Annotated in this window: 28 protein-coding genes; 11 read left to right on the top strand and 17 right to left on the bottom strand. The window is 40.0% G+C overall.

Features of this window, described 5'->3' with window-relative positions:
- Positions 1–9 precede the first annotated feature (9 nt).
- From ptsN to AC2INI_RS01875, 9 genes are all read right to left on the bottom strand, one after another.
- A complete protein-coding gene (gene ptsN / locus AC2INI_RS01835; protein WP_122036577.1) occupies positions 10–453 on the bottom strand; it encodes a PTS IIA-like nitrogen regulatory protein PtsN in 444 nt (147 codons plus the stop codon).
- 1 nt (position 454) lies between these two features.
- Positions 455–742 (bottom strand): ribosome hibernation promoting factor, encoded by a 288-nt coding sequence (gene hpf, locus AC2INI_RS01840; RefSeq protein WP_122036578.1) that lies wholly within the window; start codon positions 740–742, stop codon positions 455–457.
- A 19-nt stretch (positions 743–761) separates the two neighbouring features.
- On the bottom strand, positions 762–2,231 hold the full coding sequence (locus AC2INI_RS01845) for an RNA polymerase factor sigma-54 (protein WP_486305233.1): 1,470 nt from the start codon (positions 2,229–2,231) through the stop codon (positions 762–764).
- Positions 2,232–2,255: 24 nt separating this feature from the next.
- Complete coding sequence (lptB, locus tag AC2INI_RS01850) at positions 2,256–2,981, bottom strand: LPS export ABC transporter ATP-binding protein (protein WP_065594106.1); 726 nt, start codon at positions 2,979–2,981, stop codon at positions 2,256–2,258.
- A 2-nt stretch (positions 2,982–2,983) separates the two neighbouring features.
- On the bottom strand, positions 2,984–3,481 hold the full coding sequence (lptA, locus tag AC2INI_RS01855; protein ID WP_122036580.1) for a lipopolysaccharide transport periplasmic protein LptA: 498 nt from the start codon (positions 3,479–3,481) through the stop codon (positions 2,984–2,986).
- Positions 3,462–4,025: an LPS export ABC transporter periplasmic protein LptC gene (gene lptC / locus AC2INI_RS01860; protein ID WP_122036581.1), complete on the bottom strand. Its 564-nt coding sequence runs from the start codon at positions 4,023–4,025 to the stop codon at positions 3,462–3,464. The genes lptA and lptC overlap by 20 nt, the downstream gene beginning before the upstream one ends.
- A complete protein-coding gene (gene kdsC, locus AC2INI_RS01865; protein WP_122036582.1) occupies positions 4,022–4,582 on the bottom strand; it encodes a 3-deoxy-manno-octulosonate-8-phosphatase KdsC in 561 nt (186 codons plus the stop codon). The genes lptC and kdsC overlap by 4 nt, the downstream gene beginning before the upstream one ends.
- Complete coding sequence (gene kdsD, locus AC2INI_RS01870) at positions 4,582–5,556, bottom strand: arabinose-5-phosphate isomerase KdsD (RefSeq protein ID WP_122036583.1); 975 nt, start codon at positions 5,554–5,556, stop codon at positions 4,582–4,584. Before kdsD ends, kdsC begins: the two co-directional genes overlap by 1 nt.
- A gap of 204 nt (positions 5,557–5,760) precedes the next feature.
- Positions 5,761–6,729, bottom strand: a complete 969-nt coding sequence (locus tag AC2INI_RS01875; RefSeq protein WP_486305234.1) for a calcium/sodium antiporter — start codon at positions 6,727–6,729, stop codon at positions 5,761–5,763.
- 201 nt (positions 6,730–6,930) lie between these two features.
- Between AC2INI_RS01875 and mlaF the strand changes: the two genes are divergently transcribed.
- The 9 genes from mlaF (at position 6,931) to idi (ending at position 13,115) form a co-directional block, all read left to right on the top strand.
- Positions 6,931–7,737: a phospholipid ABC transporter ATP-binding protein MlaF gene (gene mlaF / locus AC2INI_RS01880; protein WP_486305681.1), complete on the top strand. Its 807-nt coding sequence runs from the start codon at positions 6,931–6,933 to the stop codon at positions 7,735–7,737.
- On the top strand, positions 7,730–8,524 hold the full coding sequence (mlaE, locus tag AC2INI_RS01885; protein WP_122036586.1) for a lipid asymmetry maintenance ABC transporter permease subunit MlaE: 795 nt from the start codon (positions 7,730–7,732) through the stop codon (positions 8,522–8,524). The genes mlaF and mlaE overlap by 8 nt, the downstream gene beginning before the upstream one ends.
- Before the next feature lie 2 nt (positions 8,525–8,526).
- On the top strand, positions 8,527–9,021 hold the full coding sequence (gene mlaD / locus AC2INI_RS01890; protein WP_486305235.1) for an outer membrane lipid asymmetry maintenance protein MlaD: 495 nt from the start codon (positions 8,527–8,529) through the stop codon (positions 9,019–9,021).
- A complete protein-coding gene (gene mlaC / locus AC2INI_RS01895; RefSeq protein WP_486305236.1) occupies positions 9,021–9,662 on the top strand; it encodes a phospholipid-binding protein MlaC in 642 nt (213 codons plus the stop codon). Before mlaD ends, mlaC begins: the two co-directional genes overlap by 1 nt.
- Complete coding sequence (locus tag AC2INI_RS01900) at positions 9,662–9,982, top strand: STAS domain-containing protein (RefSeq protein WP_122036589.1); 321 nt, start codon at positions 9,662–9,664, stop codon at positions 9,980–9,982. Before mlaC ends, AC2INI_RS01900 begins: the two co-directional genes overlap by 1 nt.
- Entirely contained in the window at positions 9,982–10,239 is a 258-nt protein-coding gene (gene ibaG / locus AC2INI_RS01905; protein WP_122036590.1) for a BolA family iron metabolism protein IbaG, read from the top strand. Before AC2INI_RS01900 ends, ibaG begins: the two co-directional genes overlap by 1 nt.
- 12 nt (positions 10,240–10,251) lie before the next feature.
- The gene (murA, locus tag AC2INI_RS01910; RefSeq protein ID WP_122036591.1) at positions 10,252–11,520 is read left to right on the top strand and encodes a UDP-N-acetylglucosamine 1-carboxyvinyltransferase; all 1,269 of its coding nucleotides are present in this window, start codon (positions 10,252–10,254) and stop codon (positions 11,518–11,520) included.
- An 88-nt stretch (positions 11,521–11,608) separates the two neighbouring features.
- Entirely contained in the window at positions 11,609–12,334 is a 726-nt protein-coding gene (locus AC2INI_RS01915; RefSeq protein WP_486305237.1) for a 1-acylglycerol-3-phosphate O-acyltransferase, read from the top strand.
- 229 nt (positions 12,335–12,563) lie between these two features.
- Positions 12,564–13,115, top strand: coding sequence for an isopentenyl-diphosphate Delta-isomerase (idi, locus tag AC2INI_RS01920; RefSeq protein ID WP_486305238.1), 552 nt, complete (start codon positions 12,564–12,566; stop codon positions 13,113–13,115).
- 57 nt (positions 13,116–13,172) lie between these two features.
- On the opposite strand, the gene AC2INI_RS01925 is transcribed toward idi, so the two are convergent.
- The 5 genes from AC2INI_RS01925 to arcA all read right to left on the bottom strand — a co-directional run bounded on the left by AC2INI_RS01925 (position 13,173) and on the right by arcA (position 17,690).
- Positions 13,173–13,562, bottom strand: coding sequence for a RidA family protein (locus AC2INI_RS01925; protein ID WP_045102910.1), 390 nt, complete (start codon positions 13,560–13,562; stop codon positions 13,173–13,175).
- A gap of 121 nt (positions 13,563–13,683) precedes the next feature.
- On the bottom strand, positions 13,684–14,148 hold the full coding sequence (pyrI, locus tag AC2INI_RS01930; RefSeq protein WP_122036755.1) for an aspartate carbamoyltransferase regulatory subunit: 465 nt from the start codon (positions 14,146–14,148) through the stop codon (positions 13,684–13,686).
- 12 nt (positions 14,149–14,160) lie between these two features.
- Positions 14,161–15,090, bottom strand: a complete 930-nt coding sequence (pyrB, locus tag AC2INI_RS01935) for an aspartate carbamoyltransferase (protein ID WP_045102909.1) — start codon at positions 15,088–15,090, stop codon at positions 14,161–14,163.
- A 269-nt stretch (positions 15,091–15,359) separates the two neighbouring features.
- Positions 15,360–16,364, bottom strand: coding sequence for an ornithine carbamoyltransferase (gene argF, locus AC2INI_RS01940; RefSeq protein WP_486305239.1), 1,005 nt, complete (start codon positions 16,362–16,364; stop codon positions 15,360–15,362).
- Between the two features lie 105 nt (positions 16,365–16,469).
- Positions 16,470–17,690, bottom strand: a complete 1,221-nt coding sequence (gene arcA, locus AC2INI_RS01945; protein ID WP_486305240.1) for an arginine deiminase — start codon at positions 17,688–17,690, stop codon at positions 16,470–16,472.
- Between the two features lie 152 nt (positions 17,691–17,842).
- On the opposite strand from arcA, the gene rraB reads away from it, so the two are divergent.
- Together rraB and AC2INI_RS01955 are read left to right on the top strand one after the other, a co-directional pair.
- Positions 17,843–18,259: a ribonuclease E inhibitor RraB gene (gene rraB / locus AC2INI_RS01950; protein WP_446714045.1), complete on the top strand. Its 417-nt coding sequence runs from the start codon at positions 17,843–17,845 to the stop codon at positions 18,257–18,259.
- 87 nt (positions 18,260–18,346) lie between these two features.
- The gene (locus AC2INI_RS01955; protein WP_486305241.1) at positions 18,347–19,183 is read left to right on the top strand and encodes a glycosyl hydrolase 2 galactose-binding domain-containing protein; all 837 of its coding nucleotides are present in this window, start codon (positions 18,347–18,349) and stop codon (positions 19,181–19,183) included.
- Between the two features lie 112 nt (positions 19,184–19,295).
- Here AC2INI_RS01955 and AC2INI_RS01960 read toward each other — a convergent pair whose 3' ends face one another.
- The 3 genes from AC2INI_RS01960 to pepA form a co-directional block, all read right to left on the bottom strand.
- Positions 19,296–22,157, bottom strand: coding sequence for a valine--tRNA ligase (locus AC2INI_RS01960; RefSeq protein ID WP_486305682.1), 2,862 nt, complete (start codon positions 22,155–22,157; stop codon positions 19,296–19,298).
- A 110-nt stretch (positions 22,158–22,267) separates the two neighbouring features.
- Complete coding sequence (locus AC2INI_RS01965; protein ID WP_486305242.1) at positions 22,268–22,711, bottom strand: DNA polymerase III subunit chi; 444 nt, start codon at positions 22,709–22,711, stop codon at positions 22,268–22,270.
- A gap of 97 nt (positions 22,712–22,808) precedes the next feature.
- Complete coding sequence (pepA, locus tag AC2INI_RS01970) at positions 22,809–24,317, bottom strand: leucyl aminopeptidase (RefSeq protein WP_486305243.1); 1,509 nt, start codon at positions 24,315–24,317, stop codon at positions 22,809–22,811.
- Positions 24,318–24,481 lie beyond the last annotated feature (164 nt).

The raw sequence follows: 24,481 nt of genomic DNA on the forward strand, positions 1-24,481 counted from the left end.
TTAGAATCTTTAAGAGGTGAATATTTGATACAGTTCTTGGTCATTTTCGGCGTGGCGAAGTTGACGTAAAACTTGCTTGTCATTGAGTTTTTCTGCAACACTAGAAAGTGTTTTTAAGTGCAATTTACACTGCTCATCAGGGACAAGTAAGGCAAAAAGAACATCAACAGGGCGATTATCTATCGCATCAAATTCAATAGGTTCTTGGCACTGAAGTAAAACCGCGACGGCATTATCACAGTTAAAAATACGACCATGAGGAATGGCAATACCATTACCAATGCCGGTACTTCCCATTTTCTCTCGGTTTAATAAACTTTCAAATAACTCTTGAGGGTTTTGACCAATGTGAGGGGCTGCAATTTCACTAATAAGTTCTAATGCGCGTTTTTTGCTTGTGCATTGGACTGCACTTTTGGTGCAATCCAATGAAAGAATGGTGCTTAATTGCATGTTAATGACTACTTAGTTTTTCTTTATGTTTATTGAGTTGGCGAACGAGTTTATCCACCAAACCATCAATGGCTGCATACATATCTTCTGCGTCAGAATGGGCGTGTATGTCACCTTGATTTACATGAAGAGTTGCTTCTGCGATATGAAGTACTTTTTCTAATTTTAATACTACATGGACATTATTAATGTGTTCAAAAAAACGGTCTAACTTTTGGAATTTGGTATCGACGTACTCACGTAGGCTATCGGTTAGTTCGACGTTTTGACCTGTAATGTTTATTTGCATAACACTTCCTTTCTGTTAATTAAAGTAAACGCTTACGCTGATTCGATGGGGAAATACCCAGAGATTCACGATATTTAGCTATGGTACGTCGTGCAACTTGGATCCCTTGCTCAGCTAATAAGGTTGCGATTTTACTGTCACTTAACGGTTTGGCTTGATTCTCAGCCGCGACCAACTTTTTCACTAGTGCCCGAATTGCAGTTGATGAGCATTCACCACCATTGTCCGTACTAACATGACTAGAGAAGAAATATTTTAATTCAAAAATACCGCGAGGGGTATGCATGAATTTTTGTGTTGTTACACGAGATATAGTGGACTCATGCATTTCAACATCCAAAGCGATGTCATTGAGTACCATCGGTTTCATCGCTTCTTCACCATATTCGAAGAAATCTTGCTGATGTTCAACTATACAACGTGCAACTTTGAGCAGCGTCTCGTTTCTACTCTCTAAGCTCTTAATTAACCACTTTGCCTCTTGCAAATTGGTTCGAATAAATTGTCCGTCAGGGCTGTTACCTAAACCTTTACCTAGTGCGGCATATTCTGCGTTTACTTTTAGGCGAGGGACACTGTCTGGATTAATCGTTACTACCCATTTCCCATTATGCTTAAAGACCGAAACGTCTGGGATTACATACTCAGTGTCTGTATCAATGACACGGTTACCAGGTCTTGGGTCAAGCTGATGAATTAGCATCATGACTTGCTTTAAGTCATTTTCTTTAAGCTTAGTCTCTTTTGCTAACTGTCGGTAGTCACGATTACCTAATAAATTGATGTGTTTGGTTAAGATCAATCTTGTTTCTGGTAGCCATGGGGTATTTTCTGGGTAGGTTGCGAGTTGTAACATTAAGCATTCTGCAAGATCGCGAGAAGCAACACCTAATGGATCGAACTGTTGGATGCGTTTTAATACCGCTTCAACTTCATCCATTTCAACATCATCATTACCGACACTCTCTAACACATCATCAAGGCTGATTGTTAGATAGCCATAATCATCTAATGACTCAATGATAGTGGTTGCAATAGTACGGTCAATGTCACTGAAAGGGGTTAAATCCGCCTGCCACATTAAATAGTCTTGCAGACTTTCAGTCGTTTCACCTTGATATAATGGCGTATCGTCATCAATAGCTAACCCTGTACTGCCACTGTTTGCGCTATAAACGTCATCCCAGCTCGCATCCATTTCAAGCTCTTCTGAAATATTATTACTATCAATAATATCAGTGCTGTCAGTGACAGGATCTTCTTGTTCTGCTGTTGCGGTTTCTTTTTCTGGTGTCGGCTCTGGAGATAATAAACTTTCAGGCGTACTTAATTGCTCTTCTTCAACATCAAGGAGAGGATTAGAGTCGAGAGCTTCTTGAATCTCTTGCTGTAGGTCAAGGGTCGACAACTGTAATAATCGAATTGCTTGCTGCAACTGAGGCGTCATAGCAAGTTGTTGGCCCATTTTTAACTGAAGAGATGCTTTCATTATATAGTGATACCTTTATATAAATTACAACTTAAACTGATCACCAAGATAAACGCGTTTAACGTGTTCATCATTTAATACATGGTCAGGAGTCCCATTGGCAATCATATGGCCTTGGCTTACGATGTAAGCGTGCTCACATACATCAAGTGTTTCACGAACGTTATGGTCTGTAATTAACACACCTAAACCGCGATCTCGTAAATGTTGAATGATTTTTTTGATATCGATTACAGAAATAGGATCGACACCAGCAAAAGGTTCATCAAGTAGAATGAACTTTGGATTTGCAGCTAGTGCGCGCGCAATTTCAACTCGACGACGTTCGCCACCTGAAAGCGCCATACCATTACTGTTACGAATATGCTGAATATTGAACTCATCTAATAACTCTTCAAGCTTATCTAAGCGCTCTGCTTTTGATAAATCTTTACGAGTTTGAAGTACCGCCATGATGTTATCAAAAACAGAAAGCTTTCTGAAAATAGAGGCTTCTTGAGGTAGGTAGCCTATCCCCATTTTTGATCTGTTATGCATTGGCTGTAATGAAATATCAACACCATCAATAGTGATCGACCCTTCATCACGAGAGACAAGACCAACTATCATATAGAAAGAGGTTGTTTTACCTGCACCATTTGGTCCTAGTAAGCCAACAATTTTCCCTGATTCAACCGTTAAACTTACATCGGAAACCACTTTACGGCTGCCGTAGGTTTTTGCGAGATTTTTCGCTTCTAATATAGCCATAATTATTTATTGTTTAATTGAGTTGGTTGAAGAATAGTAGTAACACGTTCGTCTTTACCACCATCAGCAATTAATTTTTGAGTTTTCATATTATAGGTAATCACTTTACCCTTAATGATACTGTCGTCCTGCTTTAGTTCAGCTTTGTTGGTCATCTTTAGAAATTCTTTTTCTAATTCGTAACGGAGCTTATCAGCTTTACCTTTTAAGGTTTTACCGTCATCGGTTAGCTGGCTAAAACGAGCAGGATTGCCATAAGCTTCTAATATTTCACGACCTTCTTGTCCTTGAGGACGGATAACGATTAACTTATCAGCGAAGATCTCAATACTGCCTTGCTTTAAAGTAACATCACCAATAAACGTAACTTGGTTGCTTTGCATATCAAAACTTTGTGAATTTGAATTAATGTGAATTGGTTGCTCTGTGTCGCTGCTTAGCGCCCAACTTGGCGAGCTTAATAGTAAGCCAGCAAGTAGACTAATGTGTGAAAGCTTCATAGATACCTTGTACATTCTCTAATAGGGTCGTTTGTTGGGTGGTAAAATTACCTTTCATTCCAACGCCTGTTGTTTCAAACGTTGGGCCAACAAGGTTAACGACATCCTCTGTCGTGAAATCTTTAGTTGATAGTTGTATTGTTATACTGTCTGTTGTCATGGTGTCAAAGGCGGCTTCAGGCAGTAAATTTTTAACGATTACATTACCACTCAAATAAAGCTCATGCTGTTTATTGAGTACGCCAGTGTCAGAAATTATTTCCCACTCTTTTAATTCGCCATCTTTAAAAACAAAAAGATGCGGAATGGTAAAGTTAGTCTCTCCTGTTTTTGCAAAACGAGCGAGAGCTTTAGCATTAATCTGATAATTACGAACACCGCTTTCATCATAATTATTATTGCTTACGTTACTGCCAGTAAAAACAGGAACTTGTTGATCAGGCACTATTTGTTGGTCACTTTGAGCATACTCATAATATAAGTAATAGCCTGACCAACTGGAGATCATCAATAATATTGTCATGAAAAGGTGTTTTAAGGTCATATACTTAGACCTTTATGCTGCTCTAATTCACCTTTCGCTTCTAGGATTAGATCACTCACTTCACGAACGGCACCATGACCACCTTTAATCGTAGTCACATAGTTTGCGCGTTGCACCAGTAATGGATGTCCATCAGAGACGCAGACTTTTAAAGCGACCTTTTCCATTACAGGCCAATCAATTAGGTCATCACCAATATAACCAGTATGTTCTGGCGCTATATTGAGTTTAGTTAAAATATCTTGGTAGGCTTGCAGTTTATTGTCTTGTCCTTGGTAAATTAATTTAATACCAAGTGCTGTCATACGGTTTTCAACAATTTTAGAATTACGGCCCGTGATGATGGCAATTTCTACGCCTGCAGACATTAAAGACTTAACGCCGTAGCCATCACGAGTGTGGAAGGTTTTTAGTTCTTCACCGTCGTTGCCCATATAGACAAGACCATCAGAAAATACGCCATCAACATCGCAGATCAACAACTTAATGTTTTTTGCAATATTGAACACAGTTTCGTCGACATTACCGTAGAGTGTTGAAATGAATTTAGTCGTCATTACATTACTCCTGCTTTTAGTAAATCATGCATATTAAGGGCTCCGACTAAACGATGGTTTTCATCGCATAGCAATAGGCCATTAATCTTCTTATCTTGCATTAAGTTCAAGCCTTCAACCGCCAGTAGATTTGGGTTAGCAACCGCTGGCGAGTGCGTCATGACTTCACCAATCGTTTGAGTATGAATATCAATGCGGTTATCGAGCAGGCGACGTAAATCACCATCAGTAAAGATACCAATGACTCTTTGCTCACCATCAACAATTGCTGTCATACCAAGTCCTTTTTCAGAGACTTCCAGCAATGCCGTTTTAATTAAAGCGTCTTCAGTTACCATTGGTAGCTCATCATCTTTATGCATGATATCAGACAATAATAGCAGTAATTTACGACCTAGAGCGCCACCGGGATGGGATAATGCAAAATCATCAGCGGTAAAGCCTTTCGCTTGTAAAAGAGCGACAGCAAATGCATCCCCCATCGCTAAGGTTGCCGTTGTGCTTGATGTTGGTGCTAGGCCTAGTGGGCACGCTTCTTGAGGAACGGTAATTTGTAGATTTACATCAGCGACTTTTGCCATGCTTGAATCAGGATTGCCTGTCATTGTAATCAATGTAATACCAAGGCGTTTAATTACAGGTAATAAGGCTAAAATCTCACCAGCTTCACCTGAGTTTGAAATAGCAATCACAACATCACCTTTTTCAATCATGCCTAAATCACCATGACTTGCTTCGCCTGGGTGCACAAAAAAAGAAGGAGTACCAGTGCTTGCTAATGTAGCCGCTATTTTATTACCAATGTGTCCCGATTTCCCCATTCCCATTACAACGACTTTACGCTTACATTCCAACATTAATTGGCATGCTTTAGTGAAATCATCATTGATGTAGTTGTTTAGCTGGGTGAGTGCATCTATTTCAATTTGAAGTACATTTTTTCCTGCAGTGCAGAAATCAAACTGAGTTGCCATCGGGGTACCACCTTTATTTTGGTTATAACAGATGTATGATTTAGATGAGTAGCGTATACAATTATTATGCCATATACCAGAGGTAGTTCAAGGTAACAGGAGCTGTTATGGGAAGGAAGTGGATGAAAATAGATAGGTTGTTAATTAATAAAGTGTTTTTTACTAATTAACAAGCCTATATTTTTTATTTAAACGGACATATTTTTAAATTGTGTAGAAAAGGTAGCCTTGATATACCAAGAAGCATGTCACTAAGATACCACCTTCAATTCGGTTAATGCTGCGACTCTTACCTAGCGCCATAAATAGCAGTAAGATTGAAACACCCATCATGACATAAAAATCACGGCCCATTAAATCAGGGCTAATTGCTGATGGGTTGATAAGGGCAGGGATGCCCATTACTGCAAGGATATTAAAGACGTTTGAGCCGATAATATTACCAGCAGCCATATCATCTTCACCTTTTAATACACCAGCAACAGACGCTGCAAGCTCTGGCAGACTAGTACCTAAAGCAATGATGGTCAGACCGATAACCAGATCACTCATACCGAAGTGTTTTGCGATAACCACGGCGTTATCAATCAGCATATTAGCGCCAAGAGGAAGTAAAATAAGTCCGACAACCACCCAGAATAAGGCTATTTTGTTTTCTACGCCTTCTGGTATTTCTGATTCTTGCTCATCAAGCAGAATGTCCCCGTTCTTTTGCTCACTCTTACTGATGTAAAGCATAGCAACAATAAATGCAGCGAAAAGAACAATCAATAACACACCTTCATAAAAGCCAAGGTAGTTGTTATACATGATTGCCCCAGCAAGCAAGGTTACAATCAACATGAGAGGTAATTCACGGCGGATAATGCCAGAACTGATCGCAAGCGGTTTAATTAACGCGGTAATACCTAAAATTAACGCAATATTTGCAATGTTGGAGCCTATTACATTGCCTACTGCAGTATCGGTTTTTCCATCAAGTGCAGCAGCGGCAGATACCATCATTTCTGGTGCTGATGAGCCCATCGCTAAGATAGTCATACCAATAACAAGGGGAGAGATACCGTAGTTTTTCGCTAACGCGGCAGAACCAAATACCAGTTTATCTGCGCCCCAAACAAGTAGAGAGAGGCCGACGATAAGAAGTAGAGTTGGCATGAGCAGCTCTGTCATTGTGCTAATTTCCTTTTGTAAAAGATGTTTTTATAGTTGAGTTGGGTAATTTTGACGCTTCTCTGACAAAAAGGAAAGAGAAAAGGAGGGCTTTACTTAAGGATATTCGTAAGAATGTTAAAAAAAAGAAATTGAATGGGGAACTTAACGTATACTTATAGCGGAGTTGTTAGGAAACGGTTTTGGATGAATAGTATTGATATGAAAAGACAAACAACCTTAATAAAAGTAGAAAACCTGACTTTTAAGCGTGGTGAGCGAGTTATTTTTGATGACATTAGTTTGTCTGTTCCAAAAGGAAAGATTACCGCCATCATGGGGCCATCAGGGATCGGAAAAACAACCCTACTAAGGCTGATTGGTGGGCAAATCTTACCAGAGTCAGGTGATATTCATTTTGAAGAATGGAATATCCCTAAGTTAGGGCGTAAAGCCTTGTACCTTGCTCGAAATAAAATGGGGATGTTATTTCAATCAGGCGCTCTATTTACTGATATGAGTGTGTTTGATAACGTTGCTTTTCCACTACGAGAGCATACGGAATTATCAGAAGCTTTTATCCGAACGCTCGTATTATTAAAGCTTGAAGCGGTTGGACTAAGAGGTGCGTCAGAGTTAATGCCGAGTGAACTCTCTGGCGGTATGGCTCGTCGTGCTGCTTTGGCTCGTGCTATTGCTCTGGATCCCGATTTAATTATGTATGACGAACCTTTTGTTGGTCAAGATCCAATAACCATGGGCGTTCTCGTGGATCTGATCCGCAACTTAAATGATGCGTTGGGTTTGACTTCGGTTGTCGTCTCTCATGATGTTCCTGAAGTGATGAGTATTGCTGATCATGTATATTTGCTTGCCAATGGTAAGGTGATTGCACAAGGCTCCCCTCAAGAGTTGGAGAATAACCCTGATCCTCAAGTTCGACAATTTTTGGATGGACGATCCGATGGACCTGTTCCTTTTCGTTTTCCAGCTAAACCATTAGATGAGGTGCTATTTTCTCATGAGTAACTTTTCCCTTATTTCGTCCATTGAGCAAATAGGTAAGCGAGCATTATCGATTTGTGAAGTGTTTGGACGAGCCACTTTTATGTTACTTGGGGCGATAGTTTCAAAACCTCAACCAGTGAAGATGTTTCCATTATTGTTAACGCAATTATATTCAGTGGGTGTTCGCTCTTTAGTTATTATTATCGTTTCAGGTTTGTTTATCGGTATGGTGATTAGCCTACAGGGTTATATCATTTTGGTTGATTACGGTGCTGAAACCAGCTTAGGACAACTTGTCTCTTTATCACTTTTAAGAGAACTTGGTCCAGTAGTCACAGCATTATTATTTGCAGGGCGTGCAGGCTCAGCATTAACGGCAGAAATCGGATTAATGAAAACAACTGAGCAACTTTCTAGCATGGAGATGATGGCAGTTGATCCACTGCGTCGAATTATTGCTCCACGCTTATGGGCTGGAATTATCTCAATGCCATTGTTAGCCATGATATTTATGGCTGTGGGCATATGGGGTGGTCAGATTGTTGGTGTCGAGTGGAAAGGCATTGACTACGGTAGCTTTTGGTCATTAATGCAGTCATCGGTTGATGTGCGTTATGACATCGTAAACAGTCTTATTAAATGTGTGGTGTTTGCCTTTATCGTTACTTGGATTGCCTTGTTTAATGGTTACGATGCAACACCAACCTCTGAGGGGATCTCACTGGCAACAACACGAACGGTAGTGCATTCGTCACTGGCGGTATTAGGAATTGATTTTGTGCTGACAGCACTGATGTTTGGGAATTAATTATGCAACAGACTCGTAAAGTAGAATTTTTTGTCGGCCTTTTTGTTTTAGCAGGAATGGCAGCGTTATTGATGTTATTGCTAAAAGTAGCAGACGTTCGTAGTGGGGGCAGTGGTGAGTATTACACGCTAAATGCTCAATTTGATAATATTGGTAGCTTGAAATCACGATCGCCAGTGAAAATTGGTGGTGTTGTGGTTGGTCGAGTGGAAGGGATCACGCTAGATACTGAAAGTTACTTACCTATTGTCAGTATGGAAATTGATAAGCAATTTGGCTCTTTTCCTGAAACCTCTGCAGCACAAATTTTAACGTCAGGATTAATCGGTGAGCAGTATATTGGTATTGTTCCAGGGTTTGTGGATGAAGATATCGATATGTTAGGCAATGGTGATTACATTGAAGATACGAAATCAGCCTTAGTATTAGAAGATATGATTGGCCAGGTGCTGTATAGCATTGGTGGTGATTCGTCAGATAAAAGTGAGGAAGAGTAATGAAACAGTGGATTAGCGTTTTTACTATTATCATTGGTGTATTTACGGGGGCGGTTCAAGCCCAAGAAATCGATAAAACTAAACCCTATGACATGATGGCTCAAGTATCTGAAATGACATTTGCGCGCTTAAAAGCAGAGCAAAGTGCGATTCAGGCAAACCCTAATATATTAAAAACGGTCGTTGATGAAGAGTTGATGCCGTACGTCAATGTGAAATATGCCGCTTATAAGTTGTTAGGTACACATTTAAAGAAAACGTCAGCGGAAGAACGCACTGAATTTGTTACTGCGTTTCGTGGTTATTTAGTGTCGTCTTATGCTCAAGTATTAACGCTATATACAGACCAAAAGATTGTATTAGAAAAAGCGAAAAAAATTCCTGAGGGGAAAAAGATCATCAGCGTGCGAGTAGACATTTTAGATTCTGCTCGTCCCACGGTAAAAGTTGATTTTAAATTACGTAAAAATAAGAAGACGGGAGAGTGGCAAGCTTTCGATATGGTTGCTGAGGGGGTAAGCCTTTTATCGACTAAACAGTCAGAGTGGAATGGTAAAATTCGTAAAGAAGGCATTAGTTCAGTAAGTAAAGAATTAGCCTCTTTAGCGAAGCAACCTATTCGCTTAGAAGGGAGTAAATAATGCCAATAATGGATTTATGTGAAGCGAAAGCGGATGAAATTCATTTAAATGGGCCTCTTGATCGTGAGACTGTGCCTAATATTTGGAAAAAATTGACAGTATGGAAACCTAAAGTCACTCAAGTAAAGGTAGACTTAGGTCACGTTAATCGTATTGACTCTGCAGGGGTAGTGTTACTTTTACACCTAATAGAGCATGCAAAAAATCAAAACTGTCATATAATGCTAGCTTTCGTCCCTGATCAGCTCATTACGTTAATTCAATTAAGTAATGTGGAATCATTGTTTGCTGATCACTTAATAACGCAAAAGGTAGAGTAATGGAAAGCGCCGAGATTAAAGAATTATTAGACGCAGCACTTCAACTTCAAGAGATTCACGTTAAAGGTGAAGGAAGCCATTTTGAAGTTATTGCTGTGGATGAATCGTTCAATGGAATGAGCCGAGTTAAAAAGCAACAAACCATCTACGGACCTTTGATGGAACACATCTCAACAAATACCATTCACGCTCTATCAATAAAAGCGTTTACTCCGGAAGAGTGGGCACGTGATAAAAAATTAAATAGCTTATTCTAAGAGGCCCTTTGAATGTATAAGTTTCGAATTCAAGGAAGTGAAAAACCACTTTCTGGAGAGGTTACGATTTCTGGTGCAAAAAATGCTGCACTGCCAATTTTATTTGCTGCATTACTTGCTGAAGAGCCAGTAGAAGTTGCAAATGTTCCAAAACTTCGCGATGTAGATACAACCATGGAGTTGTTACAACGCTTAGGCGCTAACGTATCACGTAATGGTTCAGTTCATATTGATGCAAGTGGCGTTAATGATTTCTGTGCTCCTTATGATCTTGTAAAAACGATGCGTGCATCAATTTGGGCGTTAGGTCCTCTTGTTGCTCGCTTTGGTAAAGGCCAAGTGTCTTTACCTGGTGGTTGTGCTATCGGTGCTCGTCCTGTTGATCTTCATATTCACGGACTTGAGCAGCTTGGCGCAACGATTAAGCTTGAAGAAGGTTACGTTAAAGCGGAAGTTGATGGTCGTCTAAAAGGCGCTCACATCGTTATGGATAAAGTCAGTGTTGGTGCAACAATCACTGTTATGTGTGCTGCAACATTGGCTGAAGGTAAAACTATTTTAGAAAACGCAGCGCGTGAACCTGAAATCGTAGATACTGCTAACTTCCTAAATGCGATTGGTGCGAAAGTATCAGGCATGGGTACAGATACCATTACGATTGAAGGCGTAGAACGTCTTGGTGGTGGTTATCATGAAGTGGTTGCTGACCGTATTGAAACGGGTACGTTCCTTGTTGCTGCTGCGGTATCTGGCGGTAAAGTAGTATGTAAGAATACTAAAGCACACTTACTTGAATCTGTTTTGGCTAAGCTTGAAGAAGCAGGTGCTAAAGTTGAAACGGGTGAAGATTGGATCAGCTTGGATATGACAGGGCGTGAGTTGAAGGCGGTAAATATCCGTACTGCGCCACACCCAGCATTCCCAACAGACATGCAAGCACAGTTCACTTTACTAAACATGATGGCGAAAGGCTCAGGTATCATTACTGAAACGATCTTTGAAAACCGTTTCATGCATATCCCTGAACTGCAACGCATGGGCGCTCACGCTGAAATCGAAGGTAATACTGCTATTTGTGGTGATACTGATGGTTTAAGTGGTGCTCAAGTGATGGCTACGGATTTACGTGCCTCTGCAAGCCTTGTTATCGCTGGTTGTATAGCAAAAGGTGAAACAATTGTTGATCGAATTTATCATATCGACCGTGGTTATGATAAGATCGAAGATAAGTTAACCGCATTAGGTGCGAATATCGAAAGAGTTCGTAGTAGCGATTTATAATCTTACTGATTATTTTGCTGCAAAGCTAAGCGGAAACCGGGTATATAATGACCCGGTTTTTTATTGTTTGTATGTAGGAGAAACACTTATGATCGCATTGTTACGCCTAGTTGCTCTGGCTATCTTTGCTGTCTTTACGTTTGTATTTGGTTGCGGCTATTGTTTACTTAGTCCGCGAAATCCAAAACACGTTTATACTTTTGGCCTTTGGTTTGCTCGAATGTCTCGAGTGTTTGGTATTAAACTTGAAGTTCGCGTTCCTGAAAGTGTTAAAAATGCAGGGCCAAGTTTGTACATTGCTAACCACCAAAATAACTGGGATTTATTCACTGTTTCTGGTGCAATTCAACCTCGTACAGTAACGGTAGGTAAAAAAAGCTTAGCGTGGATGCCACTGTTTGGTCAGTTGTATTGGATCACTGGTAATATCTTGATTGACCGTAACAATCGCAGCAAAGCGGTAGGTACGATTGCTCAAGTTGCTGATAACATTAAGAAGCGTAATGTTTCTGTTTGGATGTTCCCAGAAGGTACTCGTTCTCGTGGTCGTGGTTTATTACCATTTAAAACGGGTGCGTTTCATGCAGCCATTGCGGCTGAAGTTCCGGTAACTCCGATTGTGTGTAGTAATACAGAAGGCGTAAAATTAAACCGTTGGAATAATGGTGTTGTGATTGTTGAGATCTTACCACCAGTGAGTCTTGATGGTTACGATAAAACAAACGTTCGTGAACTAGCGAATGAATGCCGTGAACAAATGAAAACTAAGCTAGAAGAATTAAATAAAGAAGTTGCACAACGCAACCAAGCTTAAGTTTTGATGATTATTTTTAAGGGTATATAGCTTGCTATATACCCTTTTTATACCAATATAACTAATTAGGTGATCTATTTATTACGCAGGAAAATCACTTAAGAGTAAGGCAAAATTCTTATAAGTAGTTATTCTACAATAATTATTTTTAACGCAACTATTGAGTTATTTAACCAGTAATAATGATTAGATAATTAATGGAATTGGTATTATTTAGTGTGTAGATAAAATGAGTGAACAAGTTGTCCTTGTAAATCAACAAGGTGAAACCATAGGAACAATGGAAAAATTAGAGGCCCATGAAAAAGGGTTACTGCATTTGGCTTTTTCAGTTTTACTGTACTGTAAAATAGAAAATGAGTATCAATTTCTACTACAGAAACGTGCCGAGTGTAAATATCACAGTAAAGGGAAGTGGAGTAACACTTGTTGTTCACACCCGAGAATCAATGAGTCGGTTGAATTAGCCGGTGAACGCCGATTAGCAGAAGAGATTGGTATTGTTGATGTTACTGCAGATAGATTTGAAAACCTAGGCTGGTTTATTTATCAGGCAGAGCTCGAAAATGGCTTGAGTGAGCATGAGCAAGATTACATATTACTTGCTAATACTCCTGATGTTGAATTTACGATGAACCCTGATGAAGTTAGTGACATACAGTGGTGGAGTGAGAGTCAAATTAAGCAAGAATTAGTAAATAATCCGACCTTGTTTTCGGTTTGGTTTAATACTGTTTTTTCTAAAGCAATACGATACTTATCTACATTAGATAAAAAATAAGGCAGAGATCAGTAATACTAATATCTGCCTAGCTTCATTTCTAACGGTGTATAATTATTATTTACGAACAGCAATTGCTTCGATTTCAATACCAACATCTTTTGGAAGACGAGCAACTTCAACACAAGAACGTGCAGGGTAGTTTGCTACATTGTGCTCATCAAAGAAGTTGCCGTACACTTCATTCACTGTACCAAAGTCATTTAAGTCTTTTACAAAAACCGTTAATTTAACGATATCAGCAACCGTTAGGCCAGAAGACTCTACAACGGCCTTAACGTTCTCTAAAGATTGGCGAGCTTGTTCTGCAATATCATCAGACACTTCACCAGTTGCTGGATTTACAGGAATTTGGCCTGAAGTTAGTACCATATTACCAAGGTCAACACCTTGAATGTATGGACCAATTGCTGCTGGAGCATTGTCTGTATGAAGAACTTTAGTCATTGTAATGATTCCTTTTTGAATGGTTGAACGTCAGGTTCAATAAACCCAATATAAAACAAACCTCACCAATAAAAAAGCCCCAGAAGATCTGAGGCTGAAAATTATTGAATCAAATGTGATATTAATTTAAATCAGTGACAACTTCGCGTGAATAAACCTTTTCACAATACTTACACTTTAAGTGAATATCTTCGTTTTTTGTAATGACCTTAAAGCTACTCTCAACTGGCTCACCATGGGTAATACAGTTACTGTTCGGGCATTCAAACACACCAGTAATTTGTGTCGGTAACTGAAGAGGGATCTTTTTCGCTACTTCATAGTTTTCAATTTGGTTGACCGTTGCGTGTGGTGCGTAGAGTGCTAACTTACTTGCTTGCTCTGGTGTTACAAAGGTATTTTCAATTTTCAATAAATCTTTAGACCCCAGCGCTGAAGAAGGCAAGTTTAAGCCAATCGTTACACGCTCTGCCGTTTTGTCCATTTGAAATAGCTTTAAGACTTTAACACCAATATTTGCAGGGATATGGTCGATTACCGTACCGTTGTTGATTGCTTCAACACGTAATTGAGTTTTGTTAGGCATCATTTTTTCTCCCTAAAGTGTTTCGTTAAGAACTAAAGCCAGTAGAGCTTGGCGGGCATAGACACCATTCTCAGCTTGTTGGAAGTAGTAAGCGTGTGGTGTTTTATCAACATCGATATCAATTTCATCTACGCGAGGCAACGGGTGAAGGACTTTTAAGTTCTCACGAGCAGGTGCTAACGTTTCAGCTGAAAGAATATAGGCTGACTTAATATGCGCGTATTCAGACTCATCAAAACGCTCTTTCTGAACACGAGTCATGTAGAGAATATCTAACTCAGGAATGGCTTCATCCATCTCATTTAACAGTTGATATTCAATGCCTAACTCATCTAATTCTTCACAGATGTAATCAGGCATCGCTAATACTTCTGGAGCAATAAAGAAGAACTTAATGCCATTAAATTTAGCTAACGCTTGAGTTAATGAATGAACGGTACGACCGTATTTTAAATCACCAACAAAAGCGATGTTTAGATTATCTAAGCGCCCTTGAGTTTCGTAGATGGTATATAAATCCAATAGCGTTTGAGTTGGATGTTGATTCGCACCATCGCCAGCATTGATGACTGGTGTGCCATTAGAGAACTCTGAGGCTAGACGTGCAGCGCCTTCTTTTGGATGACGCATAACATATGCATCAACGTAAGAGGTAATCACTTGAACAGAGTCTGCCAGTGTCTCGCCTTTTTGAGCAAGAGACGTATTACCTGCAGAATCAAATCCAATAACAGAGCCACCTAAGCGTTGAATTGCGGTTTCAAAAGATAAGCGGGTACGAGTTGAGGCTTCAAAAAAACAGCTCGCAATGACTTTATTTTTTAATAAGTCAGGTTGAGGTTCTTTTTTAATATTACCAGCTGTTTCTACAATCAGTTCTAACTCTTGACGAGAAAGCTCTGGAATAGAAATGATGTGCTTTTGATATAGCGAGTTAGCCATAGTCTCTCTTCCCTTTTATTTATCATATTGAAATCAAAAAAAAGCCCCCTATCAAATAGGAGGCTTTAAAAATATCGGTAATTAGGAAACTCAAAAAATAGGGGACCACCGCACGCTGTGAGTGCAGAATCTCGGTCGACCGCTGTATGAAGATAAGTTAATAACATCATAATTTCCTAGTAAATTGCGCGAAATTATACTCGTATCAAAATCCTAAGCAAGCGTTTGCATCAAATTTTCTTTTGATTACTCTTTTAAAACAAGAGAGATTAACTTCCTAGTGTCGCTACCATTATTGCTTTAATCGTATGCATGCGATTTTCAGCTTCATCAAATACGATAGAGTAGTCAGATTCAAAAACTTCGTCAGTGACTTCTAAACCGTTCATGCCATACTTTTCTGAGATTTCTTTTCCAATGGTTGTTTCATTATTATGAAAGGCGGGTAAACAGTGCATGAATTTCACGTTTGGATTTTCGGTTGCTTTAATCACATCCATATTGACTTGATAAGGCGTCATTAATGCGACACGCTCATCCCATGCTTCTGGTGCTTCACCCATAGAAACCCAAACATCTGTGTATAAAAAGTCACAGCCTTTTACGCCTGTTTGTACTTCTTCCGTTAGGATGATTTTGGCGCCAGTTTGGGCTGCTATTTCTTGGCATTGAGCGACTAATGTTTCTTCTGGCCAAAACTGTTTTGGTGCAATAAGACGGATCTCCATGCCCATTTTTGCTGCGCCAACCATCAGCGAGTTGCCCATGTTATTGCGAGCATCACCAAGGTAGGCAAAAGTAATTTGATTTAACTGTTTACCATTTGCATATTCTTGCATTGTTAGAAAGTCTGCCAGAATTTGTGTTGGATGAAACTCATCAGTTAATCCATTCCAAACTGGAACACCAGCATACTTACCGAGCTCTTCAACAATAGACTGCCCAAAACCACGATACTCAATGCCATCGTACATACGACCAAGTACACGAGCAGTGTCTTTCATTGATTCTTTTTGGCCAATTTGAGAACCTGAAGGACCAAGATAAGTGACTTTAGCACCTTGGTCAAAAGCAGCAACTTCAAAGGCACAGCGAGTACGAGTAGAGGCTTTTTCAAAAATAAGTGCAATGTTCTTACCTGAGAGGCGAGGTTGTTCATACCCAGCGTATTTTGCTTTTTTTAAATTAGCAGAAAGTTCAAGTAAGTGTGCGATCTCTTTTGGAGTAAAATCCAAGAGTTTTAAAAAGTTTCTATTACGTATATTAAAAGCCATAATGTGCTCCTAGCTGGGCATATCAAATCCGATAAATTTCATTTAAACATATAAATGCGTATTTTGTGAATATATATTTAATTTTTTATTATTGTGTTTGCCGTGTTAAATTCCATCTCTTTCTATTGGGCAACTCATACATCTTGCTCCACCACGGCCACGGCCAAGTTCATCTCCCGTTATTGGAAGAACAGTAATGCCAGCTTTATCATACTTTTCATTAGTGTAAGTATTACGCTCATAAGCCACAACAACACCAGGCTTAATCGTTAATACATTATTAGCGTCATGCCATTGCTCTCGTTCTGCTTCGTAGCTGTCACCACCAGTCGTGATGATATTGAGTTCATCTAACTCTAATGCAGATTTTAATACCTGCTGAAAGTTTGGCATTTCTTTAATCGCTAATTGTTGTTCACCACAAGGGGTAATTGACCAACACGGCATGTCTTTATTTATGACTCTTGGATAGACAGAGAATACGTTATGGTCCATATGAGTCATTACCGTATCTAGATGCATACATGATCGATCTTCAGGTAGCTTAATCGCGATAACTTGCTTGGCTTGATGAGTTCTAAATAATTGCTTTGCTAGATTCTCAATCCCTTGGGGAGTGGTTCGCTCAGAGATCCCAACTAACACATTGCCTTTACCGATCACTAATACATCGCCACCTTCAATAGTTGCATTGTCGTAATCTCGGTTTTCATCTTCAAAATATTGCGGGAATACCTGTTGAGAAAATAGAGGGTGCCAGCGATAAATTGCACGTAAATGATTTGATTCTCTTTTTCTTGCCGCTTTTGCCATTGGGTTGATAGAGACACCACCATAGATCCAACATGAAGTATCACGAGTAAATAAATGGTTTGGTAATGGGTTAATGACAAAATCAAACGGGTCACTCAATTGCTGCAACATAGAAGGCGCTTTAAATGGCAGCTCAATAAAGGCAAGGCCACCTAATAAAATTGAGGCAAGTTCTTTGTTACTTTTTTCAAGTAAAAAGGCTCTGATTTGGTTGGCAAAGGTAGGGCCAAAACGATAGTGAGAGATTTGATGCTTTAACAGCCATTGTTTTGCTTCAGGGTGCTGTAGTGTCTCTTCGAGTAAGTCTTGTAAGAGAAGCACTTCAACATCTTGAGATTGTAATGTTAAAACAAACTGATCGTGCTCAAGAAGTGCTTTTTCAACCGATAATACATCATCAAAGAGTAAGTCGTGACAGTTCGTCGGTGTTAAGTGGCTTAGTGCTCTTTCTGGGCGGTGAAGAATAACTCGACGAAGTTGACCAATTTCAGAGCCAACAAATAGCTTATTCATAAGATTCCTTTCTAATATCTACTGCTATAAGAGAAATAATACCGTATAGCAGCTAAATATTCTTTAATTATTGAAGTGCTAGGGAATTTGGTTTGAGCAGGCTATAATGCCTGAGTTAATTTCTATTATTTTATACAGTGTGGAGCCTTACTATGTCTCAAGAAGATGAATATCTATCGGTTGAGCAATTTCTTGAATTGCAAAAAGCGGAAACGCGCGAAATTATTGAATCACTAAAAGCCGATGGTAGTGAGCCGGATGCACTGTATGCTATCGAACACCATTTAATGGCGGAAGACTTTAAAGCGTTAGAAAATGCAGTAGTAGAAGCATTTAAAATGGGTTTTGAAGTATTAGAAGCTGAAGAACTAGAAGACGAAGACGGTGCTAAAATCTTATGTTGTGATGCCGTGATGGACTCAATATTAGATGCAGACGTTATCGATGCTCAAGTTGAAAAATTAGTTCAACTAGCTGAGAAATTCGACATTATCTATGATGGTTGGGGTACATACTACGAAGGCGAAGACGCTGAGTATGACGTTATCGAAGATGGCGACGAAGAATAAAAATATTGTCAAATAACGACAATTGAGAGACTGTGCCCTAGGCTTGTAATACAAGTGTAGGGCATTTTTTTAGGGATGAATATATAAATGAACTCAAGAATCATACTTAATGGTGAAGAAGCGTTATGGCAACTTTCACCGTTAACAGACACTGCATTGCCGATTAAAGACATTCCAATTCAACAAGGTGTCGCTTCAGCTTATGAAGCACTTTCTGTTGCAGAGGCGAATAATCAAGAATGGCATTTAATGCGTTTTTTTGAAGTGGATGAAACATTACTGAATTATCCTGCGATTGAATTAGTGATGAGTGGAATTTCTCGCTATGCCGAAGTGAGAATTAATGGTGTTGCTGTATTTGATTGTACTGAAAAAATGACTCGCTACCGTAAAGACATCAAAGAGTTTTTACAATTAGGCGGTAACCGTTTTGAAGTTCTCTTTTTAGAAGAGGATGACGATGATTGGTTGTTGGATGAAGAGTTAGACAATCAAGTATGCGAAATTAATCAAGCCTATCATCGCCGCTTTGGTGCAGTTCAAGAGATTGATATAAAAGATGATATTGGTGTATTTGGTGTCTGTTTTTTCCAGCCTATTCCCCATCTTTCTCTAAACCATATTAGTGTAGAGCAAATTTGGCATCACGGTTGTGAGCTTAAAGTCGATGTTCATTTCAAGATGTATAAACCCAATTTAATTTCAGCTAGCATTAAATTTGATGGCATGACATTAACGCTTCCTGTTGATGTAAGAGGCGATCATGTATCTGCATTATTTCAGGTTGAAGCGCCAAAATATTGGAGTGATAACTCTCAAAGTCCTGATGATTTGTATTTGATTGTAGTGACATTAGATGGACAGCAGCATGAGCTTGAAATTGGTTTATGTCGTACGGAGAATGTAATTCATTTCCCACTATAGTTAATAGTGTTCTTAGTGTATTTTCTTTAGATAACAAAAAGGCCGATGTATTAACATCGGCCTTTTTTATGCATTACGATAATATCAACCTAATAAAAGATAAAAGGCTTACTTACAGTGCTGCGATTGTTTCTTTTTGCGCTTCTAGCTTAACTAATGTTTCTTTATAGCCTTCTAGTTTTTCACGCTCTTTAGCGATAACAACTTCAGGTGCTTTAGCAACGAAACCTTCGTTACCTAATTTACCTTCGATACGTTTAATTTCGCCTTGGATTTTCGCTACTTCTTTATCTAAACGAGCAAGCTCTGCATCTTTATCGATAAGACCCGCCATTGGGATCATCAACTCAGACTTACCAACAAGAGAGGTTGCACATGCTGGCGTCTCTTCATTGTCTGCAAGTACTTTGATGCTGTCTAGTTTTGCTAGAGAAGTAAGAACAATCTCGTTAGCTTGAATACGTGCAGCGTCTTTTTCGTCAGCCACTTTAATCATCACATCTAAGCCTTTGCTTGGTGCGATATCGTATTCAGCACGTAAGTTACGAATGCTAGTAATGAATGCTTTAACCCACTCAAGATCAGCAACAACATCAGCGTTGAAGTTTTCTTCATTAAACTGAGGTAATGCTTGAGTCATGATTGTTTCACCTTCAACACCATCAACTAGTGGCTTAACGCTCTGCCAGATAGATTCAGTGATGTAAGGAAGAACAGGGTGAGCAAGACGTAATGTTTTCTCAAGAACCGTAATTAGCGTGTAACGCGTTGCACGTTGTTGTGCTTCAGTGCCTTTCCATAGAACGGGTTTAGTTAGCTCTAAGTACCAGTCACAGAATTGGTTCCAGATGAATTCATACAGTGTGTTTGCTGCCATATCTAGACGGTAGTTGTCTAGGTGAGCATTAAACTCTTTAGCGGCAACTTCAAACTGAGATGCGATCCATTGGTCAGCCAGTGAGAACTCAAGTTCTGCACCTTCAGCCATACCACAATCGTGCTCTTCTGTGTTCATTAATACGTAACGGCTTGCGTTCCATAGTTTGTTACAGAAGTTACGGTAACCTTCAAGACGCTTCATATCCCAGTTGATATCACGACCTGTTGATGCCATTGCTGCAAGAGTGAAACGTAGGGCATCAGTACCGTATGGTTCGATACCGCCTTCAAACGTTTTACGCGTTGCTTTTTCGATCTTCTTAGCAAGTTGAGGTTGCATCATGTTGCCACAACGCTTTTCAACAAGCTCTTCAAGGCCGATACCATCGATCATATCGATAGGGTCAAGTACGTTACCTTTAGACTTAGACATCTTGTCACCGTTTTCATCACGGATAAGGCCCGTCATGTAAACTGTCTTAAATGGTACTTGTGCATTGCCTTCTTCGTCTTTAACGAAGTGCATGGTCATCATGATCATACGAGCAACCCAGAAGAAGATAATATCAAAACCAGATACTAGAACTTCTGATGGGTGGAATGTTTTTAGTGCGTCTGTGTTTTCAGGCCAGCCTTGTGTGCCGAACGTCCAAAGTGCAGAAGAGAACCATGTATCAAGCACATCGTCGTCTTGGCGAAGCACGATAACTGGAGAAAGGTTGTTTTTCTCACGAACTTCTTCTTCAGTACGACCAACGTAAACTTTACCGTCGTTGTCATACCATGCAGGAATACGATGACCCCACCAAAGTTGACGAGAGATACACCAATCTTGTACGTCACGCATCCACGCAAAGTACATGTTTTCGTATTGCTTAGGAACGAATTGGATTTGACCATCTTCAACTGCTTTAACTGCTGGAGCAGCTAGAGGTGCAGTACGTACATACCATTGGTCAGTTAGCATTGGTTCGATAACAACACCACCACGGTCACCGTAAGGTACAGTTAAATCGTGATCTTTGATCTCTTCAAGAAGACCCAGTTCATCAAACTCAGCAACGATAGCTTTACGAGCAGCAAAACGCTCCATACCATGGTATTTAGCTGGAAGCTCAGCGCTGTATACGTCGCTTTCTTCGCCGTTCGTTGTGAATACTTCAGCAGAATCACGGATATCAGCGTTGAACGTTAGGATGTTGATCATTGGTAGGCTATGACGTTTACCTACTTCGTAATCGTTAAAGTCATGAGCTGGAGTGATTTTCACACAACCCGTGCCTTTTTCCATGTCCGCATGCTCATCGCCTACGATAGGAATTAAACGACCAACGATAGGCAGTTCAATGTTTTGACCGATCAGATCTTTGTAACGAGGATCTTCTGGGTTTACAGCAACACCAGTATCACCAAGCATTGTTTCTGGACGAGTCGTAGCTACAACAATGTAGTCTTTGCCGTCAGCAGTTTTAACGCCGTTCGCTAGTGGGTAGCGGAAGTGCCACATGAAGCCTTTTTTGTCTTTGTTTTCAACTTCAAGATCAGAAATAGCAGTGTGCAGTTTAGGATCCCAGTTTACTAGACGCTTACCACGGTAGATAAGATCTTCTTCGTATAAACGAACAAACACTTCTTGAGTTGCAGCAGATAAACCATCATCCATAGTGAATCGTTCACGATCCCAATCAACAGAGGCGCCTAGACGACGAAGTTGCTTGGTAATTGTGCCGCCTGATTCTGCTTTCCATTCCCAAATTTTGTCGATGAAAGCGTCACGACCGTAATCGTGTTTTGTTTTGCCTTCTTCAGCCGCAATCTTACGCTCAACAACCATTTGAGTTGCGATACCTGCGTGGTCGGTACCGACTTGCCAAAGGGTGTTTTTGCCTTTCATACGTTCAGCACGGATAAGTGTATCCATGATCGTATCTTGGAAAGCGTGACCCATGTGTAGGCTACCAGTGACGTTTGGTGGCGGGATCATGATGCTATAAGCTTCTTTTGATGTATCGCCATGAGGCTTAAAGTAGCCTTTTTCTTCCCAAGTCTGGTACAGAGCTTGTTCTATTGATTGCGGGTTATATGTCTTTTCCATAGTGTTCGTCACGAATATCTCTATTAAAAAGTGGAATGCCAAATATCATAATTAATGGCTCAATCTGAAAATAGACTTTCAGTTGAGTTACTTAGCTATGATGATTGGCACTATTTTAATGTCTCGGTTTGCATGGCTCGGCCTGCATTTCGGTATATTTTATACCTTTCTCGAGCGTGTTGTTTGCTTTTTTCTTCACAGGGTACGAAGTCTACCACTTGAGCAAAGGAAACCGCAAAACTTGCGACCTCTTGTGCTAAATTTATTAATACATGTCGGCGGCCTGATGAGCGTAATGTTCCCCAACCAATTTCAATGGGGGAGCCAGATTGTGGCCCTTCACCAATTAAATTATGTGGTGTAAATTCAGAGATCTCATTTTGCCAGAGTGCTTCATCAATCAGTAGAGCTTGCTCTTTGTCTTGAGCTAATACATACACTCGTGCATTTTGAGAATAATAATAATGAGCAAGCTGACACACAAATTTTAACAGCCCATCTGGAGTAGCTGTTGGTGATGTGGGTTCAAGAACGTAAAACAGTGCTTGGCTCATAATCTCTCTTAATTTACATAAATGGCAAAAAGAAGCTAAATAGAATGTATTAAAAAAGGGCCATTTAAAGGCCCTTTATATCATAAAACGAAGTGGTTTATTCTACGATTTCTTGGCCTGAACGATTCAGTAAGAATTGGACAAGCAATGAGACAGGTCGGCCGGTTGAGCCTTTATTTGCACCCGAAACCCAAGCAGTACCCGCACTATCAATGTGAGCCCAATGATATTTCTTAGTAAAACGCGCAAGGAAGCAACCAGCAGTGATTGTACCTGCGGCTTTTCCGCCAATATTAGCCATGTCTGCAAACGGGCTGTTTAGCTGCTCGTTATATTCGTCAGCCATAGGTAAGCGCCACGCTCTGTCACCAGATTGCTCTGATGCATTAATGAGTTCATGAGCTAATGGATTATGGTTCGCAATTAATCCATTGATGTGATGACCAAGAGCAACCACACATGCACCTGTTAATGTAGCAACATCCACAACGCACTCTGGGTTATAGCGCTCTACGTATGTTAGGGCATCACAAAGAACTAAACGGCCTTCAGCATCGGTATTTAATACTTCAACAGTTTGACCTGACATGGTTGTTAAAATATCACCAGGACGGTATGAATTACTGCTTGGCATGTTTTCACAACCAGCAAGAATACCAACAACGTTCAGAGGAAGGTTTAATTTAGCTAATGCTTTCATTGCACCAAATACAGAAGCAGCACCACACATGTCGTACTTCATCTCATCCATACCGTCACTTGGTTTGATAGAGATACCGCCTGAATCAAAAGTCAGACCTTTACCAATAAGTACGATAGGTTTTGCCTCAGGATTAGGATGACCTTTGTATTCCATCACTGACATCATAGATTCATTATGAGAACCTTGACCTACAGCTAGGTAAGAAGTCATGCCTAGTTTCTTCATCTCTTCTTCACCGATTACTTTAGTAGTAACGGTTTCGTAGTCATCGGCTAGGCGACGAGCTTGAGAGGCAAGGTACGCAGGGTTAGCAACGTTTGGTGGCATATTGCCTAAATCTTTTGACGCTTTAACGCCAGAAGCAATAGATAAACCATGGTTAATTGCCTTTTCACCTAAGTTAAGCTCACGGCGAGTTGGTACATTAAATACTAACTTGCGTAATGGGCGACGAGTCTCAGGTTTATTACTCTTGAATTGGTTAAAGGTATATAGACTGTCTTTAGTCGATTCAACCGCTTGGCGAACTTTCCAGTAAGTGTCTCGGCCTTTAACGTGAAGCTCTGTAAGGAAACATACCGCTTCCATAGAGCCCGTTTCATTTAGTGTGCTGATGGTTTTCTTGATGATTTCTTTATATTGACGCTCACCAAGTTCACGCTCTTTACCACAACCTACTAATAAAACACGCTCAGAAAGAATATTTGGTACTTGATGCAATAACAGCATTTGGCCTGGTTTACCTTCAAGGTCACCACGGCGAAGTAACGAACTAATGTACCCGTCACTGATTTTATCGAGCTGTTCTGCGATTGGAGATAAACGGCGCGGCTCAAAGACACCTACAACGATACAAGCGCTGCGTTGTTTCTCTGGACTGCCACTTTTTACACTGAACTCCATGCGTACTCCTACATCCTAAAGACAAATAGAACTAAATGTTAGATAATGAGCAAAATCTAGTTAGATACTATACTATTAGTGTTCCGATTTCGCAGGCTAACATTTAGCCAAAGATTAAAAAATAAATGGTTTACACGGAAATTATAGTGATTCTGGCAAAAATA

The sequence above is a fragment of the Aliivibrio friggae genome (assembly GCF_057368515.1).

Bases quoted from the DNA above. Each gene is read 5' to 3' on its own strand.
- ptsN (WP_122036577.1), bottom strand. From the start codon at position 453: ATGCAATTAAGCACCATTCTTTCATTGGATTGCACCAAAAGTGCAGTC.
- hpf (WP_122036578.1), bottom strand. From the start codon at position 742: ATGCAAATAAACATTACAGGTCAAAACGTCGAACTAACCGATAGCCTA.
- AC2INI_RS01845 (WP_486305233.1), bottom strand. From the start codon at position 2,231: ATGAAAGCATCTCTTCAGTTAAAAATGGGCCAACAACTTGCTATGACG.
- lptB (WP_065594106.1), bottom strand. From the start codon at position 2,981: ATGGCTATATTAGAAGCGAAAAATCTCGCAAAAACCTACGGCAGCCGT.
- lptA (WP_122036580.1), bottom strand. From the start codon at position 3,481: ATGAAGCTTTCACACATTAGTCTACTTGCTGGCTTACTATTAAGCTCG.
- lptC (WP_122036581.1), bottom strand. From the start codon at position 4,025: ATGACCTTAAAACACCTTTTCATGACAATATTATTGATGATCTCCAGT.
- kdsC (WP_122036582.1), bottom strand. From the start codon at position 4,582: ATGACGACTAAATTCATTTCAACACTCTACGGTAATGTCGACGAAACT.
- kdsD (WP_122036583.1), bottom strand. From the start codon at position 5,556: ATGGCAACTCAGTTTGATTTCTGCACTGCAGGAAAAAATGTACTTCAA.
- AC2INI_RS01875 (WP_486305234.1), bottom strand. From the start codon at position 6,729: ATGACAGAGCTGCTCATGCCAACTCTACTTCTTATCGTCGGCCTCTCT.
- mlaF (WP_486305681.1), top strand. From the start codon at position 6,931: ATGAAAAGACAAACAACCTTAATAAAAGTAGAAAACCTGACTTTTAAG.
- mlaE (WP_122036586.1), top strand. From the start codon at position 7,730: ATGAGTAACTTTTCCCTTATTTCGTCCATTGAGCAAATAGGTAAGCGA.
- mlaD (WP_486305235.1), top strand. From the start codon at position 8,527: ATGCAACAGACTCGTAAAGTAGAATTTTTTGTCGGCCTTTTTGTTTTA.
- mlaC (WP_486305236.1), top strand. From the start codon at position 9,021: ATGAAACAGTGGATTAGCGTTTTTACTATTATCATTGGTGTATTTACG.
- AC2INI_RS01900 (WP_122036589.1), top strand. From the start codon at position 9,662: ATGCCAATAATGGATTTATGTGAAGCGAAAGCGGATGAAATTCATTTA.
- ibaG (WP_122036590.1), top strand. From the start codon at position 9,982: ATGGAAAGCGCCGAGATTAAAGAATTATTAGACGCAGCACTTCAACTT.
- murA (WP_122036591.1), top strand. From the start codon at position 10,252: ATGTATAAGTTTCGAATTCAAGGAAGTGAAAAACCACTTTCTGGAGAG.
- AC2INI_RS01915 (WP_486305237.1), top strand. From the start codon at position 11,609: ATGATCGCATTGTTACGCCTAGTTGCTCTGGCTATCTTTGCTGTCTTT.
- idi (WP_486305238.1), top strand. From the start codon at position 12,564: ATGAGTGAACAAGTTGTCCTTGTAAATCAACAAGGTGAAACCATAGGA.
- AC2INI_RS01925 (WP_045102910.1), bottom strand. From the start codon at position 13,562: ATGACTAAAGTTCTTCATACAGACAATGCTCCAGCAGCAATTGGTCCA.
- pyrI (WP_122036755.1), bottom strand. From the start codon at position 14,148: ATGCCTAACAAAACTCAATTACGTGTTGAAGCAATCAACAACGGTACG.
- pyrB (WP_045102909.1), bottom strand. From the start codon at position 15,090: ATGGCTAACTCGCTATATCAAAAGCACATCATTTCTATTCCAGAGCTT.
- argF (WP_486305239.1), bottom strand. From the start codon at position 16,364: ATGGCTTTTAATATACGTAATAGAAACTTTTTAAAACTCTTGGATTTT.
- arcA (WP_486305240.1), bottom strand. From the start codon at position 17,690: ATGAATAAGCTATTTGTTGGCTCTGAAATTGGTCAACTTCGTCGAGTT.
- rraB (WP_446714045.1), top strand. From the start codon at position 17,843: ATGTCTCAAGAAGATGAATATCTATCGGTTGAGCAATTTCTTGAATTG.
- AC2INI_RS01955 (WP_486305241.1), top strand. From the start codon at position 18,347: ATGAACTCAAGAATCATACTTAATGGTGAAGAAGCGTTATGGCAACTT.
- AC2INI_RS01960 (WP_486305682.1), bottom strand. From the start codon at position 22,157: ATGGAAAAGACATATAACCCGCAATCAATAGAACAAGCTCTGTACCAG.
- AC2INI_RS01965 (WP_486305242.1), bottom strand. From the start codon at position 22,711: ATGAGCCAAGCACTGTTTTACGTTCTTGAACCCACATCACCAACAGCT.
- pepA (WP_486305243.1), bottom strand. From the start codon at position 24,317: ATGGAGTTCAGTGTAAAAAGTGGCAGTCCAGAGAAACAACGCAGCGCT.